Below are 19013 nucleotides of genomic sequence, written 5' to 3'. Positions count from 1 at the left end.
GAATATTTACGGTAATGTCAGTCTTTTAGCGTTGTAAATGTTTTCGGCCAATGCAATGAAAAAAACCGAATTTCACATGTTCCAGTAAGCAACCAAAAGACTCGGCCGTATTGGAAAAAAAGTCACCGTTGCTGTACTCTTTACGACCATGGTTGACGGTGGGATAAACCAACTTAGAGGAGATCGATGATGGAAGAATGGAAGGAACAACTTCAAAACAGCGTAAATACTCTTGAACGGCTAAAAGCGTTAATCAAGGTTACTCCAGAAGAGGAAAAGGCCATTACCATCCTCAATACCAAATGGGGGACGTCACCGTATTTCGCTTCTCTCATGGATAAAGATGACCCTGATTGCCCCATTCGAAAGCAGGTCGTTCCTTCCATGAAGGAAAAAGAGAATCACTTTGGAATGTCCAACTATCTGGTATGGAAAGAAAATCGTGCTACTGAAGAAATCAGGCCGGACAGCATTGCCCGCCAGTACGTAGACCGCATCGCCTTTACGGTGACTGATGTATGCGCCAATTACTGCCGGCACTGTTTTCGAAAAGAAGTGGTGGTGGACCGTGATTTGAAACTTCGCATGGATGTGGAAGAAGGGCTGAAGTGGATCACGGAACATGAGGAGATCAGAGATGTCCTGATTACCGGAGGAGACCCTTTTATCCTTTCCGACGATAAAATCGACTATCTGATTCGCAAGCTGAGGGAAATTCAACATATCCAGATGATAAGATTCGGTACCCGTACCCCAATTGTGCTGCCCCACCGTATTACCCCGGGGTTGAAAAAAGTACTAAGCGGTTATCACAAGGTACCGATCTGGATCAATACCCAGTGCAATCATTCCAATGAAATTACCGAGCAGACGGCAAAGGCCGTATATGATCTTTTGAGCTGCGGTGTCAATGTGGGCAACCAGGCTGTTTTGCTGAAAGGCATCAACGATGATATCGAGTCGTTCAGGGCCCTTCATCAGAAGCTTCTGACGGTTCGTATCCGTCCCTACTATGTGTTCTACTGTGAACCGGCGCCGGGTATCGACCACTTCCGCACTCCGGTAGAAAAAGGAGCAGAGCTTATTCGGGATGCCATCCGCGGTCATACCACCGGGCTGGCCCAGCCCATGTATGTCGTAGCCACAAATATTGGCAAAATTCCACTGATGCCCGATTACTACATAATGGGAAAAGATGATAAGGAGTACACGCTCAAAAATCACAAGGGCATTACCACCAAATGGCCCAATATCCCCGAATAGCTCTAAAGCGGTGATAAGAGTAACAGGAAGAAATCAACCTTTTGTTCAAATTTTGCCAAGGCAACACTCTTACTATACCGGATTGAGCCGGTTTTTTTAAAAGCCCGTTAAAACCGACAAGAACTGCAATAGGCAAGCATGTTCAAAGCCCGGCGAAGCTGGCGAATGAGATTTGGAGTCGGGCCACGTTAAGTGTCTAAAAAAGAGAATTCTTATCAATTTTGAATTGAGAAGAAAAAGAAGTATTTTGAGCAGTTCTGTGGATTGCTGTATAGCACAGATAGCCATTGAGTCAAAAATTCTCCTTTTGCACAGGGACGAAGATTTCGAGCGTATCGCACGGATCAGACCGTTGGCCATTGAATGCTTTCCATCAGAGTAATGATGAACATTTCCCCACAATTTTTCTTTTTTTAACCACTGGAAAGTGATATGAGCATATTATCAAAACCATATACCTGTATGCGACCCAGCGGCCAAACACCCCGCATCCGTTGCACATATACTGAAAAACCTTATAAATAAGGAGGTTATCATTACTACCGACATAGACATACATGCCTATTATCGTGCCTTTAGGGAAATCATCAGGCTGGTGCATGGCAGCACGCGGGTGGACGAAATTCTTGAATTGATTGTCTGGAAGGCCACCGAACTGCTGGATGCCAAAGGCGCTATTTTCAGGCTCCTCAACCTGCAGACAGAGCAACTGGAACTGTATGCCGCTCACGGTCTGGGGAAGAAATACCTCGAAAAGGGGCCGGTTTCCAGCTACCGAATCATCACCGAATTGTGCAGTCAAAACGAAGTGATTATCATAGACGACATCCTGGGAGACTCGCGGGTCCAGTACCCTCAGGAAGCCTGGGAAGAAGGGATTCGAATGATACTCGATATCCCTCTGTCACTGGGAAATCACGTGGTGGGAATTCTCAGGATCTACTTTTCCGAACAATGTGAAATTTCAAAAGATAAAAAGAATTTCATGATCGCCGTGGCGCAGCAGTGCAGTTGCGCCATAGATAAAGCCCGATTGATCGAAGAGCAGCAGTCCCGATACGACAAACTGACCATTCAGACCGAAAAGTTGTCGTCGCTGGGCCGAATGGCCGCAGGCATTGCCCATGAAATCAACAACCCGCTGGCCGGTATTTTGCTCTACAGCTCTAACATGCTTAAAAAAGTACCTGAAGAAGGTCCTTTGAAGGAAGGACTGGATATCATCGTTCATGAAACCATCCGGTGTCGGGGAATTATTCAGGAACTGCTCGATTTTTCCAGGGAGAGAGAGCCCAAAAAGACCCTGGCCAATATCAACGATGTCATCGGCAAAGCACTGAATATTCTGCAAAATGAATTTCGGCTTGATCGCATCACCGTGGAAACCGATTTATCGGAAGAGATGGTCAGCAGTTTTCTGGATGAAAATCAGATGGAGCAGGTGTTTGTCAACCTGCTGATCAACTCTGTTGAAGCCATGGAGGGAGGCGGACGTATTCGCATTAAAACCCGGCTCGGTACTGAAAGAAAATGCATGAAAATCGAATTCGAGGACACCGGATGCGGCTTCCCCAAAGAAGCGCTGAATCGAATATTTGAGCCTTTTTTCTCCACCAAGGCAAAAGGAACCGGTCTTGGGCTGGCGGTCAGTTATGGAATTGTGGAAAATCACATGGGGGATATTCGCGCATACAGCGAGCCCGGAAAAGGCTCCAGCTTTATCATAGAAATGCCTCTAATCCGGCAGCCCCCTTCTGAAAAAACGGAAGGATTGGAAAATGAAGCCTCTTAAAATCCTGGTAATCGACGATGAAATGGTGATCTGCAGCGGATGTCATATGATTTTATCGGACCTGGGACACACGGTGGACACCTGCAACACCTGCAAGGATGGACTCGATGCCATCAGGAAAGGAAATTACCATCTGGTTTTACTCGACCTGAAACTTCCGGACGCAGACGGCATGGAGATCTTAAAAACCGTTCGCGTGGAAAAATCGGAAATATATATCATTGTCATGACCGGTTACGCGACCATAAAAACTGCAGTTTCAGCCATGAGGCTGGGAGCCTTTGATTACCTTCCCAAGCCCTTTACCGACGAAGAGCTCGTCGACTCGGTGGAAAGGGCAATAAAAAACGGTGCCGGATGTCTAAAAATGCAATAAAACCGAATTCGATTCATATCCTGATTATTGAGGACGAACAGGTTATTTTGAGCGGTTGCCGCCTGGTTCTGTTGGAACTGGGATATACGGTGGACACGCGCATGACCGGTGAAGCCGGGATGGATGCGGCCCTCAACGGTACCTATGACCTGGTTTTGCTTGACGTGAAGCTCCCCGATATGAGCGGTATGGAAATTCTGCAAAAAATCGGGGAAAAAAGACCGGACATTCATGTGATCATCATGACGGGATTTTCCACCGTACAAAATGCGGTGGAAGCGATGAAGCTGGGGGCGTTTGATTACCTTGCCAAGCCTTTCTCCGACGGCGAACTCGTTCTGGCGATTGAAAAGGCGATCGACAAAAAAAGACTGATTCAAGAAAACCTGTCATTGCGAAAGACACTTTTCGACCAATTCGGTTTCGATAATATTGTGGGGAAAAATCCCGAAATAATCAAAATTTTCGATAAAATCGAAAAAGTGGCGCCCACCGACAGCAATGTGTTGCTTATGGGTGAAAGTGGTACCGGAAAGGAGATCTTTGCCAGAGCCATCTATGTCCGAAGTCAGCGTGCGGCCAAACAGTTTGTGGCCGTAGACTGCAGTACACTTTCACCAAATCTGCTGGAAAGCGAGCTGTTCGGGCACGTTAAGGGGGCTTTCACCGGAGCGGTTCAAAAAAAGGCGGGAATCTTCGAGGTGGCCAACCACGGCACCCTGTTCCTGGACGACGTGACGAACCTGACGCTGGAGATTCAGGGCAAATTGCTTCGAGTGCTTGAAATGCAAGAATACAAACCCGTAGGGGCTTCCAATTTCGCCACGACCGATGTACGCGTTATTGCCGCCACCAACCAGGATCTTAGGAAACTGGTGGATGATGGAAGTTTTCGGAACGATCTGTATTACAGGTTAAACGTGTTTCCCCTTTACCTTCCCCCCCTTCGGGAGAGAAAGGACGACATTCCGCAACTCGCCTATCACTTTTTGAAGCATTTCTGTAAAAAGACCGGGAAACGTATCGAAGGGTTTTCCGATGATGCCCTGGACATGCTGGTAAATTACCGTTGGCCGGGTAACGTCAGACAGCTTAAGAACGTGATCGAGCGGCTGGTCATCATGGCCGACGGCAAAATTCTCGACCATATGTATATCATTGACAATCTTCGTATGAAACGCTCCTGGGGCCAAACATCGGTGCCCGACACCCTGGAAGATCTTAAGAAAATCAAAAAACGACTGGTGGATGAAAGTTTCAGCCAGATCGAGAAGGCCTTTGTCACCAAAGCCCTCACTACCAGCAATGGAAATATCACGCGTGCAGCGGAGCACGTGGGCATGCAAAGATCTAATTTTTCCGCACTGATGAAAAAGCACTCATTGTCTACCCGAAAGATCAAACAACAGTAATACTTTTTCCGCATCCATTTTCCCATTAAACCATTCCTCGTTTCTATCCAGTTATAGAATTTTTCGGCTCAAAAAACGTATATTAGAATATACGCACTCAACTATCTGTAATAAATAAACAAATTATTCAGGACGCCTGTTTCACGTATATTTCCCTATATACTCTGTACTTGGGCGATCATGATGCGAAAATCATACTATGCTTATAACTATCTTATATTATAACAAATACGGTATATCTTTCTTTTTATCGGCTCACAGGTTTCTTTGGTACGGAATTTGCTCTCCTATAATTTCGAAACGTGAATATAGTTCCATTATTACCATGAAAAAAGGAGGAATACCATGGAAACAATCGATACTGCGATGAACAGCGAGCAGGGACACCAAATGCCGCCGCCCCATATTCTCTTAATGGAGGATGAGCGCAGCATCGCCAACGGTCTCAAGATGGTGCTGACCGAAGAAGGATATCAGGTAGACCTGGCCATGACCGGGCAAGGAGCGCTGGATTCGTTTTTCGGCAACGGTTTCGATCTATTGGTTGCAGACCTGCGGCTACCGGATATCGACGGTTTCGAGGTGATCAAGCAGGTTAAGGCCAAACGGCCGGAAACAGAGGTGGTCGTAATTACCGGGTATTCGAGTGTCTACTCGGCAGTCGATGCCATGAAACTAGGAGTGTATGACTATCTGCCCAAACCGTTTACCGAAGACGAAATCAAAACCGCAGTCAGCAAGGCGCTGGAAAACAAAAAAAAGGCCGGGAAAGCGGAACAGGTTGCAGCCGCAGAAAGCCAGGAAGAAAAATTAATCCAGAAGCGCGAGGTGATCAAAGTCCTGAACCGGACCGCAGAAGACGAAGCATTCTGGACGGAATTGATGGAAAACGGCTCGGAAGCCCTTGAGGAGTATCATCTGTCCGATGAGGCAAAAGCCGCCATTATCTCCGGTGACTTGAAGTGGATTAACGACCGAGTCGGTGAACTCACCCAGAAACAGCTGATGTTTATTTTCAAGCGGCTTGAACGCGAAGTGTGGTAGAACAGACTACTTTCAATCATGAAAAACGGAGAAAGGACATGAGTAACACCCATATAAAAAAGGATTTACAGGGAGCGGTTTTGGTGGTCGGAGGCGGCATCGCCGGAATGCAGGCAGCGCTGGACATGGCGAACGCGGGATTTTTTGTTTATCTGGTGGAAAAATCACCGGCAATCGGTGGGGCCATGGCCCAATTGGATAAGACCTTTCCCACCAACGATTGTTCCATGTGAATTCTCGCCCCCAAACTGGTCGAGGTCGGCCGGCATATCAACATTGAACTGCTCACCCTGGCGGAACTGGGAGAAATTTCGGGTGAAGAGGGCGATTTTTCGGTAACCATTGTTCAGCATCCGCGCTATGTGGACACAGATAAATGCATTGCCTGCGGCATGTGTGCAGAGAAGTGTCCCAAAAAGGTGGATGACGTTTATAACGAAAAACTGATCAAACGCAAGGCAATCTACGTGCCATACTCCCAGGCCGTGCCTTTAAAATATGCCATCGATGCGGACAACTGCATTTATCTTCAAAAGGGAAAATGCAGGGCCTGTGAAAAATTTTGTCCGTCCGGCGCCATCAACTTCGACGACACGGAAAAGACCATCTCGCTGAATGTCGGATCGATCATCCTGGCCCCCGGGTTCAAGTCTTTTGACCCGGCTCTGGCAGATAATTACGGATATTGCAACCGACCTGATGTGGTCACCTCGCTGGAATTTGAACGTATCCTGTCTGCAACCGGACCCTATGGGGGACATCTGTTGCGGCCCTCGAGCAAACAGACCAAAAAACAAACGGAAAAGCATCCCAGCAAGATCGCCTGGTTGCAATGCGTCGGATCCAGAGAGGCAAACCGATGCGGCAATGGATATTGCTCGTCCGTTTGCTGCATGTATGCCGTCAAGCAGGCGATCATGGCCAAAGAACATGCCGGTGAACCCCTGGATTGTGCGATATTTTACATGGATATGCGAACCCAGGGAAAGGATTTCGATCGTTACTATGAAAAGGCCAGGTATAGCGGGGTACGCTTCATACCGTCACGAATACACACCGTGGAGCCCGTGCCCGGCACAGACGATTTGCAGCTTCGATATGTGGAAGAGGACGGAACGCTAAAAACGGAAACCTTTGATATGGTTGTTTTGTCCACCGGACTGGAGATCCCACCCGATGTAAAGGCGCTTTCCAACCGAATCGGCATCGGCCTCGATCAATACGGTTTTATCGAGTCAAGCTCTTTCACACCTGTATCGACCACGCTGCCGGGGATTTACGCCTGCGGCGCGTTCACCGGGCCCAAGGATATTCCCCAGTCGGTGATGGAAGCCAGCGCCTCGGCCTGTGCGGCGACCGAAAAGCTGGCATCTGCCCGGGACACTCGCACCAAGACCCTTGAAATTCCGCCGGAAAAAGATGTGGGACGCATCAGGCCGAGAATCGGTGTGTTTGTGTGCAACTGCGGCATCAATATCGGCGGCATCGTTCGGGTACCGGAAGTGGTGAAATATGCGGAAACTTTGCCCGGAGTCGTTTATGTGGAAGAAAACCTGTTTACCTGCAGCCAGGATACCCAGGACAAAATATCCCAGGTTATTCGGGAAAATAACTTAAACCGGATTGTGATTGCAGCCTGTACGCCTCGCACCCACGAGGAGCTTTTCCAGGAAACACTGATCAGCGCCGGATTAAATAAGTATCTGGTTGAAATGGCCAACATTCGCAACCACGATTCCTGGGTCCATGCCGATGATCCGGATGCAGCCACGGAAAAGGCCAAAACCCTGGTAAAAATGGCGGTGGCCAAATCAGCCCTTTTGAACCCGCTGTGGGAAACGGATCTGTCGGTAAGCCGCAGCGCTCTGGTAGCCGGTGCCGGCCTGGCAGGCATGACCGCAGCCCTTTCTCTTGCAGAGCATGGCTATCCGGTTCATCTCATCGAAAAATCGGAAGTCCTCGGTGGAAACGCCAGAAGGCTTGATCATACCTATAAAGACGAAAATATCGGTGAATTCGTTAAACAATTGATTCAGCAGGTCGAATCCAATTCATCCATCACCCTTCATCTGGGGACTTCGATTGACGCCGTAGACGGGTTTGTGGGCAACTTCAAGACCACCATATCCAACGGGGGCTCTCCGTCAACCATCGAACATGGCGTGGCCATACTGGCCACGGGCGCAACGGAGTATAAACCGGACGAGTATCTATACGGAAAACACGCAGCCGTAATGACGCACCTGGAGATGGACGAACTGTTCAAAAACAACGACCCGCGTCTGGAAAACGCCCAACAGGTTGTGTTCATACAATGTGTCGGATCCAGGAACGAAGAGCATCCCTACTGTTCGAAGGTCTGCTGCACCCATACCATCAAAAGCGCCGTTTCACTGAAAAAGCGAAATCCGGACATGAATGTTTACATACTGTATCGGGATATTCGGACCTATGGAAAAAGAGAAGACCTCTATCGCAAGGCCAGAGAAATGGGCATCCTGTTTTTCAGGTACTCACCGGAGCACAAGCCGGTGGTTGTACAGAAAGACCAGCAGGTCACGGTGACATTTGAGGACAGAATGATCGGCCGCCAACTGGAAGTCGAAGCGGATATCCTCTGTCTGGCCACGGCCATCGTCTCCAACCAGGATAAGAATTTTGCCCAAATGTTTAAGGTGCCGACCGACGGGGACGGCTGGCTTCTTGAAGCCCATCAGAAGCTGAAACCGGTTGAGTTTGCTACCGACGGGGTCTTTCTCTGCGGCATGGCCCATTATCCCAAGCCGATAGACGAAAGCATCGCACAGGCCAAGGCTGCTGCATCCAGAGCCCTGACCGTACTGGCACGTGATCAGATCAAGGTCGGTGGCTTTGTATCCCGAATTGATGAAAGGCTTTGCTCCGGGTGTCTCGGATGCATCCATGTCTGTCCTTACGGCGCCATTGACTTTGACAGCGAAAAGAAAGTGGCTCAGGTCAACGAGGCACTTTGCAAAGGGTGTGGAGCCTGCGCGGCCGCATGTCCATCCGAAGCGGTCGTTCTTATGGGATTCAACAATCAGCAAATCTATGCTCAAATCCAAAGCAGGTTGAGTGCTTAAACTTTAATACGAAAAAGGAGTGAAAGGTGAAAGAGAATCAATTTGAACCCAAAATTGTCGCATTTTTCTGCAACTGGTGCGCCTATGGAGCGGCTGACCTTGCCGGGGTGAGTAGAATGCAGTATCCCCCGAATGTTCATGCCATTCGGGTCATGTGCTCGGCCACGGTATCCCCCCATTTCATTCTCCGCGCTCTTCAGAGCGGGGCAGACGGAGTCTTGGTGGGCGGGTGACACGTCGGAGATTGCCATTACCTGTACGGTAATTACATGACGGTAAAAAGGATGACCTTTCTCCAGGAGCTTCTGAAACTCATCGGGCTCGGAGGGCGACTGCACCTGTCGTGGATATCTTCCGCAGAAGCTCAAAAGTACGTTCAGGTGGTGACCGATTTCACCGAAAAAATCAGAACCCTTGGACCAAACCCTCTGCCGATGCTGGCAAAACATGCCAAAGAGGGTCGAATTCCGCAAATGAATCCGGCCAACGATAAAGGTATGGCTCAGAAAAATTTACCGCACACCGATCGGTTGGCTAAGTGCGCATAGAAAGGAAAAAATATGAAAAGCAAGGTTAAACTCTGGCTTGAGGACGGCACCATTGATATCTTTATCGGTTATAAAACCGTAAAGGGCCACCCGCTTCCGCACTGTTTTACCAAAAGCAACCTGGATGAAATCGATGAACTAATCGTCGGACCGTCGCGCTACCCGCTGGAGGGAATCGCGACCGACATTGCCGCCGAACAACCGAATGCCAAAATCGGGCTTTTGGTGCGGGATTGCAACACCCGTGCACTGAATGTCCTGTATATCTGGAATCAACTGGACAGGGACAAAATCAAAACCGTGACCGTAAACTGCTGCCCGTCCCGTTTGAAACAACACGGGGACTGTTCATACCTGGAACCGGAAAAGACCGGGTCTTACAAGAAACAGGTTGGGCTGGACAGCAACATGGATACGGCTGACCTGGAAGCCTTCGGACAGGAGGAACGGTTGGGTCGCTGGATGTACGAATTCCAGAAATGCATCAAATGTTATGGATGCCGGAATATATGCCCGGTCTGCTTTTGCAAGGAATGCAGCCTGGAGCACCCCGACCTGGTCGGACCAGGCAGGCTGCCACCGGATGTGCCGATCTTCCATCTGGTCAGGGCGGTGCACATGGCCGGGCGTTGCATTGACTGCGGCCTGTGCGAGGATGCGTGTCCGGTGGATATTCCGTTGCACCTGCTCTACAGAAAAGCAAACGAAATCGTTCTGGATGTATTTGATTACGACACCGGAACCCATCCGGACCAGTCTCCATTCAGTGTCCTCGGAGATGAGGTAACTCTGGAACCCAAGCCGCTGGAAGCTGCATAAATCAGCCGTTTTGGATTTTCCGGACGGTTTTATGAGTAAATAAAAGGAGTACTATCATGGAATGCAAATTTGTCCCTTCGGTCTGTTCATACTGCGGTACCGGCTGCGGGGTGCTTTTTGAAGTGGTCAACGAAAAGATTATAAGGACCCTGCCGATGAAATCGCACCCGGTGAACCAGGGGAAGCTCTGCATTAAGGGCTGGAACCTTCACGAACATGTGAACAGTTTTATGCGTTTGAAATCCCCGCTGATTCGGGAAAACGGTCGGTTACAAACGGCCACCTGGAATGAGGCCATTCAAAGTACGGCCACCAATTTAAAAAAAATTGTCGATACATACGGGCCGGACAGCATCGGCGTCCTGGTGTCTGCCAAAATAACCAACGAGGAAAATTATCTGGCACAGAAATTCACCCGAGCGGTTATCGGCACCAACAACGTCGATCACTGCGCCCGTCTCTGACACGCTTCCACGGTGGCCGGTCTGGCCGCAGCTTTTGGAAGCGGAGCCATGACGAATTCGATCGGTGAAATTGAAGATTCCGGATGTATTTTCGTCATCGGGTCCAATACAACGGCCTGCCATCCCCTGATTGCCCGGCGTATTTTCCGGGCCAAGGAAAAAGGGGCTAAGCTCATCGTGGCGGACCCCAGAAACATTCAACTCTCCAGGTACGCAGATATTGCCGTGACCCACAGGCTGGGAAGCGATGTGGCCCTGCTCAATGGCATGATGCATCTCATTATCAAAAACAAATGGCACGCGACGGATTATATTGCAGCACGCACCGAAGACTTTGACAAACTGGCGGAAATGGTGGCCGCATATACCCCTGAAAGGGTGTCTGCCGTTACAGAAGTCCCCATTGAAGACCTGGAACGAATGGCCGAACTGTATGCCACCCATTCACCGTCCGCTTTGCTATATGCCATGGGCATTACCCAACATGTCACGGGAGTGGACAACGTAAAGTCCTGCTGTAACCTGGCCATGCTCACCGGTAATGTGGGTATTGCCGCTGCCGGTGTCAACCCGCTCCGGGGGCAAAACAATGTGCAGGGTGCCTGCGACATGGGAGGACTGCCGAATGTACTGACCGGTTACCAACCGGTGTCCGATCCGGAGGTTATCAATAAATTTTCCCAGGCCTGGGGCGTGCCTCTCCCCCAGCGGCCGGGCCTCACCATTACCGATATGGTCCCGGCCATGCTGGAGGGTCGTTTAAAAGGGCTTGTGGTCATCGGAGAGAACCCAAAGCTGAGTGACCCGGATTGGAATCACCTGCATCACGCCTTGAAAGAGCTCGATTTTCTGGCGGTGCAGGATCTCTTCCTCTCTGAAACCGCTCAGGTGGCCGATGTGGTGTTTTCCGCCGCGTCACTGGCGGAGAAAGACGGAACCTTTACCAACTCGGAACGGCGATGCATGCGCATACATAAGGCCATTGAACCGATCGGAGACAGCCTGGCGGATTGGGAAATCATTTGCAGGCTGTCCACAGCCATGGGCTATGAAATGAAATACGAAAGCCCTGAAGCCATTTTTAATGAAATGACCTCTCTGACCGAAGCCAGTTACGGAGGCATGACCTATGAACGACTGGGCATCGACGGTCTCCAGTGGCCCTGCCCGGACTTGAATCATCCCGGAACCCCCTATCTTCACCGGGATGCTTTCAAGAGGGGCTTGGGAAAATTTCATGCCATCGAATATCATCACCCTGCTGAAATGCCGGATAAAAACTACCCATTTTTCCTTACCACCGGCCGCATGTTTGCCCACTTCCATACGGGCACCATGACCCGGATCTCACCTAAGCTAGATATCGAACAGCGCACCGGTTACCTGGAGATCAACCCGGAAGATGCGAAAACCCTTGACATTCAGGAAGGGGATATGGTCATACTTTCATCCAGAAGGGGTGAAATGGAAGCCCCCGCCAGGATCAGTGAAAACGTCAAGCCCGGTAATCTGTTTCTGCCGATTCACTTCGGTGAAAACCCGACCAATGTCCTGACCAATGCCGAGGCTTTCGATCCTCTGGCAAAAATCCCCGAGTTCAAGGTCAGTACAGTCAATATCAGAAAGCTTGAAGAAGAGGTTCGCACGGCTTGAGATAATGGACGATTCACTCCGCCCACAAAAGGGGGATGAATCGTCCATAATATTCAATACATTTCGCAGTATTAACCATCTCACCCGTAGGACTCCTCCCACAGGTTCTTCGTCGAATCACATCCTAGGTTTACCTGGACAGACCAGAACAAAAATTGGTATTATAGTCATTTTCATACATTTTCCTGCCCGACTGGACACAACGAAGCATGAAACCTAAGGTTCGACCGGGGAATCGCCTATTGGCCCGTTACCAGACAAAACCATCTTGTCTAGAAATGAACGTACGGTCTGCCTGAGGCAGACTTCAATTAGATTTGAGCCAGCCCCAAGGGACAGAATCCCACGGCAGTGTTGATCGTTTCTGCCAGCATGGATTTAACTGAGAAGATAGGGGGCGTGTAGGATTCCGATCTCATTTGTTAAGTCTGGTAACGGACCAATAGGCAATTCCCCGGTCGAACCGAACCAAGATGGAAAAACGATTGTTTGGTCCCAATGAATATATTCCGTTTTAAACGATGAAAACTCTCCTGATTGCTGCTTTTTGAAACGCTGGATGATGTCAGGGTTTAAGAATTTTTTCAATAAATCGTTTCATGGCTTCTAATACGACATCTTCACATTCTTTATGGGGAGAATGCCCGCACTCGTCCAGTATCAACTTCTCGGAGCTACCACCCGTCTTTTTATCAATCGTTTCAACCTGAGCGATTGTGCCGTAATTATCGTTCTCCCCCTGGATGATCAGTATGGGCACATTGATTCCGGGAAGGTACTCTTCAATATTCCAGAAAAGAAAGTCGGGATGAAGCCAGACATCGTTCCATCCCCGGAAAGCACAGTCGGTATTGACACCATGATATTTTTTAAGCTTTTCAAACAAATTGTTTTTCAGATATTCCTCTTTTGCCTTCCTGATAGACTGGATGTTGATGTTTTCGCAATAGACATGTGCCGCTTCGGTAATCAGACCCTGCAAAGGTGCTGCAGGTGTTCCTCCGGCATAAATCAGGGCGATCGATCCGCCATCAGACTGCCCGATTAAAATGCATTTGCGTATACCCGCGGCTTTGATCAGTTCCGGCAGAACCTCAAGACCTTCATCATGCATATAGCGAACAGGCCTCGGCAGATCACATGGCTCGGATCGCCCATACCCAAGCCTGCTGTAAACAAGCGATCCGCACCCGGTGATATCGGCCAGTTTCTCCGGAAAGTCCCGCCACATATCCACGCAGCCTAAACCTTCATGCAGAAAAATCAGTGTGGGGGCTTCATCCGGACCGGGGCCGTGCCAGGCAACTTCCAGGGACCTTCCCCTGACCGTTAGATATTCCGTATCGCGTTTTGGACTGAAGTGGTGGTAATTCATAATGTAATATATGACAGTTTATTGACCTTTAAAAAAGTATATTCAAATGCAATGTAAAAAACCATGCTTTTTTTCTTCTGATACGACTGAAAAGAACAAGGGGTGATCTTCGAAAAACCAACTTCTCAATGGCGCTGTCGTCAATGTAGCAGAAAAACGTCTATGGTGGAAATGCTTTCCGGCACTACCTTCCGATTATACTGTTTGCCATCAATATATTCCGAAATATGGAATTGCGGTATAGGTGGTTGTAGAAAAAAACCTTTCGATAACGAAACATTTTTTGACAACCACTATATCAATTCTGTGCAAAAAAAACTAAAGTTTTTACCAAATTCAACCGAATAGATTTCTGGATACCATAAAATCCCTTTAATAAGAGCTGACAATCAGCCGGATTATTTCTAAACTCACTCATTTAAAAAACCGAAGGAGATAATAATGAAACAAAAAACAAGAAGAAAGCTTTGGTCCGATTTTTGTCCTGGAGTCTGCCAATCATGGCGGTATTTTTTGCCATACTATTTGTGGTTATTTACATTATCCAGTCTGAGGCCCAGGAGAAGGCCATAGAAGTCACCGCTCAAAAGACAGTGGAAGAAACCTCCATTGCCCTGGTAAACTGGATTGACGATCAGGTTCGTATGGCCCAGATGATTGCCGGAGACCCTCGGGTGATAGAGGCACTGACAAATCCGAAAGATCCCAAGGTGGTTCACCAGGCCAATGAATATCTCCAGTCCATCCACAACCGTTTTCCCTATTACGAAAACCTTCCTCTTGCCGTGAAGATGACGGGCGGAAGAAGTTTTGAGGTCAAAGTCAATGGCAAGAAAAAGACCATTAAGGACGGCACTTTTTTAACCGATACCGTGGGTGGAAAGACCATAGGAAAATGCGGACCCCATTTCAGCTATATAAAGGCCGTATATGAAGGGAAAAAATTCTTTATCAGCCAGGTATACCCGAGTATACTTCGCGGAAACCCGATCTTCGTCATTTCAGCGCCGGTAAGAGCCAAAAGCGGAAAGCTCATCGGTGTGGCTGTGGTGGCTCCTCAGATGAGCTATTTTACGGAGATTTTCATCGACAAGATCAAAGTCGGTGAGACAGGGTACCTGTTTTTTGTGGATGATCGCGGGATGCTGATTGCACATCCGAACAAGGATATGATTCTCAAGAAGGACGTGGTGGAAACAATACAGCCGATTACCTCCAAGCTGTTTTCCCAAGACAGCGAGTTCATAAAATTTAACGAATCATTTGAAGCCCGGGAAAAATTTTATTGCGGGCACAAGGTGGATATCAAAAAGGCCAATATTCTCCATGAGTGGTATTTGGTGTTTACTCAAGATCTGGAAGAGATTCATGCTTCGTCCAGGTTCTTTCTGAAGTTTCTGGTGGTTCTGGGTCTGGCTTTTATGGGCGTATTTTCTGCAGGCCTTTATTTTATGGTGTGGCAGATTATAGAAAAGCCGGTGATAAGAATCACCGACAGTCTTAAAAATGGCGTAAGCAACACCGGAAAAACCTCAAGGCAGGTGGCAGAATCCAGTCAGGTACTGGTGGAATTTACCTCACAGCAGGCGGCGTCTCTTGAAGAAACATCCGCTTCGCTTGAAGAGATGGCCACGATGACCAAACAGAACGCGGAAAATGCATCCCAGGCTGATCACCTTGTCAAGCAAACCCATGAGATCGTCAAGGACGCCAATAACTCCATGACGCAGCTTACCGAATCCATGTCTGAGATCACCGGTGCCAGTAAGGAAACCCAGAAAATCGTAAAGACCATTGACGAGATTGCATTTCAGACCAATCTGCTGGCCCTGAATGCAGCAGTGGAAGCTGCCCGGGCCGGCGAAGTCGGAGCGGGTTTTGCCGTGGTTGCAGATGAGGTGAGAAACCTGGCCATGCGTGCGGCAGAAGCCGCCCAGAATACCGCCGGTCTGATAGAAAATACGGTCAAGAAAATTGGAGACGGCACACAGATCGTATCAGGAACGAACGAGGCCTTTGTCAAGGTTGCAGAAAGTGCGGCAAAGGTGAAGGACCTGATCGGAGAAATTGCAGAGGCTTCCCGTGAGCAGTCATTAGGGATCGAGCAGATAAATACAGCGGTTTCAGAAATGGACAATGTTACCAATCACACTGCGTCAAGTGCGGAGGAGTCGGCTTCCGTGGCAGGACAGATGCGTGACCAGTCAGGCCGTATGAAATCCGTGGTGGATGATTTGGTTCAACTGGTAAGTGGTAATAAAAAAGATCGTAACATATCGGAGAAGATATAGGTTTTAGGCCAAGGAAGTCTGCCTGCCTCACCTTAGAATTGCGGACGGGTCATACCTCCGGGGTTTCGACTGCTCACTCCCCGCCTGTGTGCAGCAAACAGGCGGGGATGCGGGAAGTACTTTATAAAGTTCTGAACTTAACCTGGGAGATAAAAACATGTTAAGGCATCCGTGACGATCAATGGAGTCTCAATCCGGTTTTTTTAAAATTGCTGCATAGAAATCGAATCAATTAAATCAAACCTAAAATGGTATGGTTTTTTATCGGCTTATTTGCTTTACAGCCTGTAAAAAATTCTGACGAACTCTTTTATAATTCATTCCTGAAAAAAATCTACCTTTAGAAAAAAAGTTATTATTTAAAAGGGTTATCTCCACTTTCCGGCACTTCTATATTTGGCATAGAGTATGCAAATATACATTCACCAAAAACAGTCATAAATGACTCAAGGTTAACAAACGTAATTTCAGATCAGTTCAGATATAATGGGAGGAAATATTTTGTCCATTGGTAAACATTATCCAATTTTAACGACTGAGGAAGCCGTCGCCCAAATACAAAACGGCGATACGGTATCGTTCAGCGGGTTTACTCCTGCTGGGGCGGCAAAAGCCGTCCCGTTAGCCCTGGCCAGACGTGCTCTTGAAGAACATGCAAAAGGGAAAAACTTCAAGGTGCGGGTGCTCACCGGAGCATCCAGTGGATACAGTATTGATGAAGAGCTGGCAAAGGCCAACGCCATTGCCTGGCGAGGACCCTATCACACCGGTGGTGCATTAAGGAAACAGATCAACCGGCAGGAGGTAGAATATGTAGACATGCACCTGTCGCACCTGCCGCAGGCCGTTGCCGAAGGTTTTTTATGGAAAATCAACACCGCGGTGGTGGAAGCCACTGAAATCACTCCCGACGGACGAGTGTACCTAACCACATCGATTGGCGCTTCACCGACTTATTTAAAATATGCGGAAAAGGTGATCATTGAAATTAACAAGCATCAGTCACCTCGATTGAGAGAAATGGCCGACATTATCGTGATGCCTCCGCCGCCGCACCGATATCCCATTCACATTTATGAACCCATGACCCGAATCGGGTGGCCCTATGCCCAGGTGGACCCGAGAAAAGTAATCGGTATTGTAGAAAATGACGAGCCGGATCGCTTGAGTGCATTTACTCAGCCGGATGAAACCGGCCTTAAAATCGCTGGACATGTGACCCGTTTTCTGTTGGATGAAATGAAGGCCGGACGTATTCCGCAAACCTTCCTTCCCTTGCAGGCCGGGGTAGGAAACATAGCCAACGGCATTATGTCCGCTCTGGGGGCTGATCCGGATGTACCGCCGTTTATGATGTACTCGGAAGTCTTTCAGGATTCCCTGGTGGACATCATGGCCGCTGGGAAGCTCCTTGGTGCCAGTGCCACCAGCCTGACCATCACATCGGATAAACTGCAACAGATTGTCGATAATATGGATTATTTTGGTTCACGTATCGTACTTCGACCTCAGGAGATTTCCAACCATCCGGGCATTATCCGGAGGCTGGGGGTGATTTCAATCAATACCGCCCTTGAATTTGATATTTACGGGAACGTAAATTCATCGCATCTGTTCGGTACCGATATTATGAACGGCATTGGCGGCAGCGGGGATTTTGCCCGCAACTGTTATCTTTCCATCTTTACCGCGCCGTCGGTGGTAAAAGGCGGTAAACTATCGACAGTCGTTCCCATGTGTACCCACATCGATCATACCGAACATTCTGTCCAGGTTGTCGCCACGGAGCAGGGATTGGCGGATCTGCGTGGCCTGGGGCCCGTGGAACGCGCAAAACTGATCATCGAAAAATGCGCTCATCCTGATTATAAACCGTATCTGGAAAGATATGTTCGGGAGGCACGCGTTGGTCATATTCCCCATGATCTGGGCAGCTGTTTTGAGCTGCATCGAAATTTTCAGGAATTCGGCTCAATGCTGACCGATTCAAAAAATAATTTAATTGAGCGCTTTTAAATTTTAGTAAACCGCAAGAGTAAAATGGGAACAGACATAAATAACCTACAGAGGCTTTAAATCTACCAGCATAGTAGTTTTTGATTTGCTTTAATTAACGATAATTATAGTAATTGCCATAAAATTCAACAGTTCAGAGACATTTCTATCCTGATGTGTTCAGGCAGCAAGTATAGATAGTAAGCCTGTATATTAGGATGCGGCAGCATAAATCATTTTATGGGTGACTTGGATTGCATATTGCAGGGCTCAACTCTCATCCAAAATCTCGCTTAACTTCATTGACAGCTGTTTTATATCGAATGGCTTCTGGATAAAACCATTGCACCCACGCTCCAGTATCTCGGTTGCCTGTCCGCTGATACTGTAACCGCTGGAAAGAAGAACCTTTATCGCAGGGTTTATTTGTTTTAGCCGGTCAAATGTATCCCCACCACTCATATTCGGCATGATCATGTCCAATATGACGATATCAATTTTGTCTTTATTCTTTTCATAGATCTTAAGTGCCTCTTTTCCACTTTTTGCCAGGAATACCGCATAACCCATCTTCTTCAGCATCTGTTCACCGATGTCAATAATCATATCCTCATCATCCACCAATAGAACGGTCCCGGAACCTTTCAATACAACTTTAGATAATTTCTTTTCTTTGATGATCTTTTTTTCTGATACCGGCAGGTAGAAGTTAAAAGTAGCCCCTTCACCTTTTTCACTGTAAACATGGATAAATCCGTCATCATTAGTGTCCGGTTAAAATTTTATAAAAGCTTCTAACTAATTAATATAATACGATTTAGTGACGATATCAAGAGGGATCGATTTGAAATCAGCTTATTAGGCCTGATATTCCTTTCGT

Annotated in this window: 13 protein-coding genes; 11 read left to right on the top strand and 2 right to left on the bottom strand. The window is 48.1% G+C overall.

What is annotated here, in order from left to right:
- Positions 1-186 precede the first annotated feature (186 nt).
- The 9 genes from SWH54_06480 to fdhF all read left to right on the top strand — a co-directional run bounded on the left by SWH54_06480 (position 187) and on the right by fdhF (position 12472).
- Positions 187-1263 carry a KamA family radical SAM protein gene (locus SWH54_06480; GenBank protein MDY6790898.1) on the top strand — a complete coding sequence of 359 codons (1077 nt, stop codon included), beginning with the start codon at positions 187-189 and terminating at the stop codon, positions 1261-1263.
- Positions 1264-1858: 595 nt separating this feature from the next.
- The gene (locus SWH54_06475) at positions 1859-3055 is read left to right on the top strand and encodes an ATP-binding protein (GenBank protein ID MDY6790897.1); all 1197 of its coding nucleotides are present in this window, start codon (positions 1859-1861) and stop codon (positions 3053-3055) included.
- The gene (locus SWH54_06470; GenBank protein MDY6790896.1) at positions 3042-3431 is read left to right on the top strand and encodes a response regulator; all 390 of its coding nucleotides are present in this window, start codon (positions 3042-3044) and stop codon (positions 3429-3431) included. The genes SWH54_06475 and SWH54_06470 overlap by 14 nt, the downstream gene beginning before the upstream one ends.
- On the top strand, positions 3413-4843 hold the full coding sequence (locus SWH54_06465; GenBank protein ID MDY6790895.1) for a sigma-54 dependent transcriptional regulator: 1431 nt from the start codon (positions 3413-3415) through the stop codon (positions 4841-4843). Before SWH54_06470 ends, SWH54_06465 begins: the two co-directional genes overlap by 19 nt.
- Positions 4844-5188: 345 nt before the next feature.
- Positions 5189-5887 (top strand): response regulator, encoded by a 699-nt coding sequence (locus SWH54_06460; protein MDY6790894.1) that lies wholly within the window; start codon positions 5189-5191, stop codon positions 5885-5887.
- A 38-nt stretch (positions 5888-5925) separates the two neighbouring features.
- The gene (locus SWH54_06455) at positions 5926-8988 is read left to right on the top strand and encodes an FAD-dependent oxidoreductase (protein ID MDY6790893.1); all 3063 of its coding nucleotides are present in this window, start codon (positions 5926-5928) and stop codon (positions 8986-8988) included.
- Positions 8989-9014: 26 nt separating this feature from the next.
- Positions 9015-9536 carry a hydrogenase iron-sulfur subunit gene (locus SWH54_06450; protein ID MDY6790892.1) on the top strand — a complete coding sequence of 174 codons (522 nt, stop codon included), beginning with the start codon at positions 9015-9017 and terminating at the stop codon, positions 9534-9536.
- A gap of 12 nt (positions 9537-9548) precedes the next feature.
- Positions 9549-10355 (top strand): 4Fe-4S binding protein, encoded by an 807-nt coding sequence (locus SWH54_06445; GenBank protein MDY6790891.1) that lies wholly within the window; start codon positions 9549-9551, stop codon positions 10353-10355.
- Between the two features lie 56 nt (positions 10356-10411).
- Positions 10412-12472, top strand: a complete 2061-nt coding sequence (fdhF, locus tag SWH54_06440) for a formate dehydrogenase subunit alpha (GenBank protein MDY6790890.1) — start codon at positions 10412-10414, stop codon at positions 12470-12472.
- Between the two features lie 565 nt (positions 12473-13037).
- Here fdhF and SWH54_06435 read toward each other — a convergent pair.
- Entirely contained in the window at positions 13038-13847 is an 810-nt protein-coding gene (locus tag SWH54_06435) for an alpha/beta hydrolase (protein ID MDY6790889.1), read from the bottom strand.
- Between the two features lie 500 nt (positions 13848-14347).
- On the opposite strand from SWH54_06435, the gene SWH54_06430 reads away from it, so the two are divergent.
- Entirely contained in the window at positions 14348-16138 is a 1791-nt protein-coding gene (locus SWH54_06430; GenBank protein ID MDY6790888.1) for a methyl-accepting chemotaxis protein, read from the top strand.
- 501 nt (positions 16139-16639) lie between these two features.
- Positions 16640-18154 carry a succinate CoA transferase gene (locus tag SWH54_06425; protein ID MDY6790887.1) on the top strand — a complete coding sequence of 505 codons (1515 nt, stop codon included), beginning with the start codon at positions 16640-16642 and terminating at the stop codon, positions 18152-18154.
- 249 nt (positions 18155-18403) lie between these two features.
- On the opposite strand, the gene SWH54_06420 is transcribed toward SWH54_06425, so the two are convergent.
- Positions 18404-18754 carry a response regulator gene (locus SWH54_06420; GenBank protein ID MDY6790886.1) on the bottom strand — a complete coding sequence of 117 codons (351 nt, stop codon included), beginning with the start codon at positions 18752-18754 and terminating at the stop codon, positions 18404-18406.
- Positions 18755-19013: the final 259 nt, after the last annotated feature.

It is taken from the genome of Thermodesulfobacteriota bacterium (assembly GCA_034189135.1).
Classification (GTDB): domain Bacteria; phylum Desulfobacterota; class Desulfobacteria; order Desulfobacterales; family JAUWMJ01; genus JAUWMJ01.
Note: the sequence above shows the minus strand (reverse complement) of the source record. Positions and strands in the feature narration are given on the sequence as shown.

Coding starts and splice junctions, on each gene's coding strand:
- SWH54_06470 (MDY6790896.1), top strand. CDS start 3,042: ATGAAGCCTCTTAAAATCCTGGTAATCGACGATGAAATGGTGATCTGC.
- SWH54_06460 (MDY6790894.1), top strand. CDS start 5,189: ATGGAAACAATCGATACTGCGATGAACAGCGAGCAGGGACACCAAATG.
- SWH54_06480 (MDY6790898.1), top strand. CDS start 187: ATGATGGAAGAATGGAAGGAACAACTTCAAAACAGCGTAAATACTCTT.
- SWH54_06430 (MDY6790888.1), top strand. CDS start 14,348: ATGGCGGTATTTTTTGCCATACTATTTGTGGTTATTTACATTATCCAG.
- SWH54_06435 (MDY6790889.1), bottom strand. CDS start 13,847: ATGAATTACCACCACTTCAGTCCAAAACGCGATACGGAATATCTAACG.
- SWH54_06465 (MDY6790895.1), top strand. CDS start 3,413: ATGTCTAAAAATGCAATAAAACCGAATTCGATTCATATCCTGATTATT.
- SWH54_06445 (MDY6790891.1), top strand. CDS start 9,549: ATGAAAAGCAAGGTTAAACTCTGGCTTGAGGACGGCACCATTGATATC.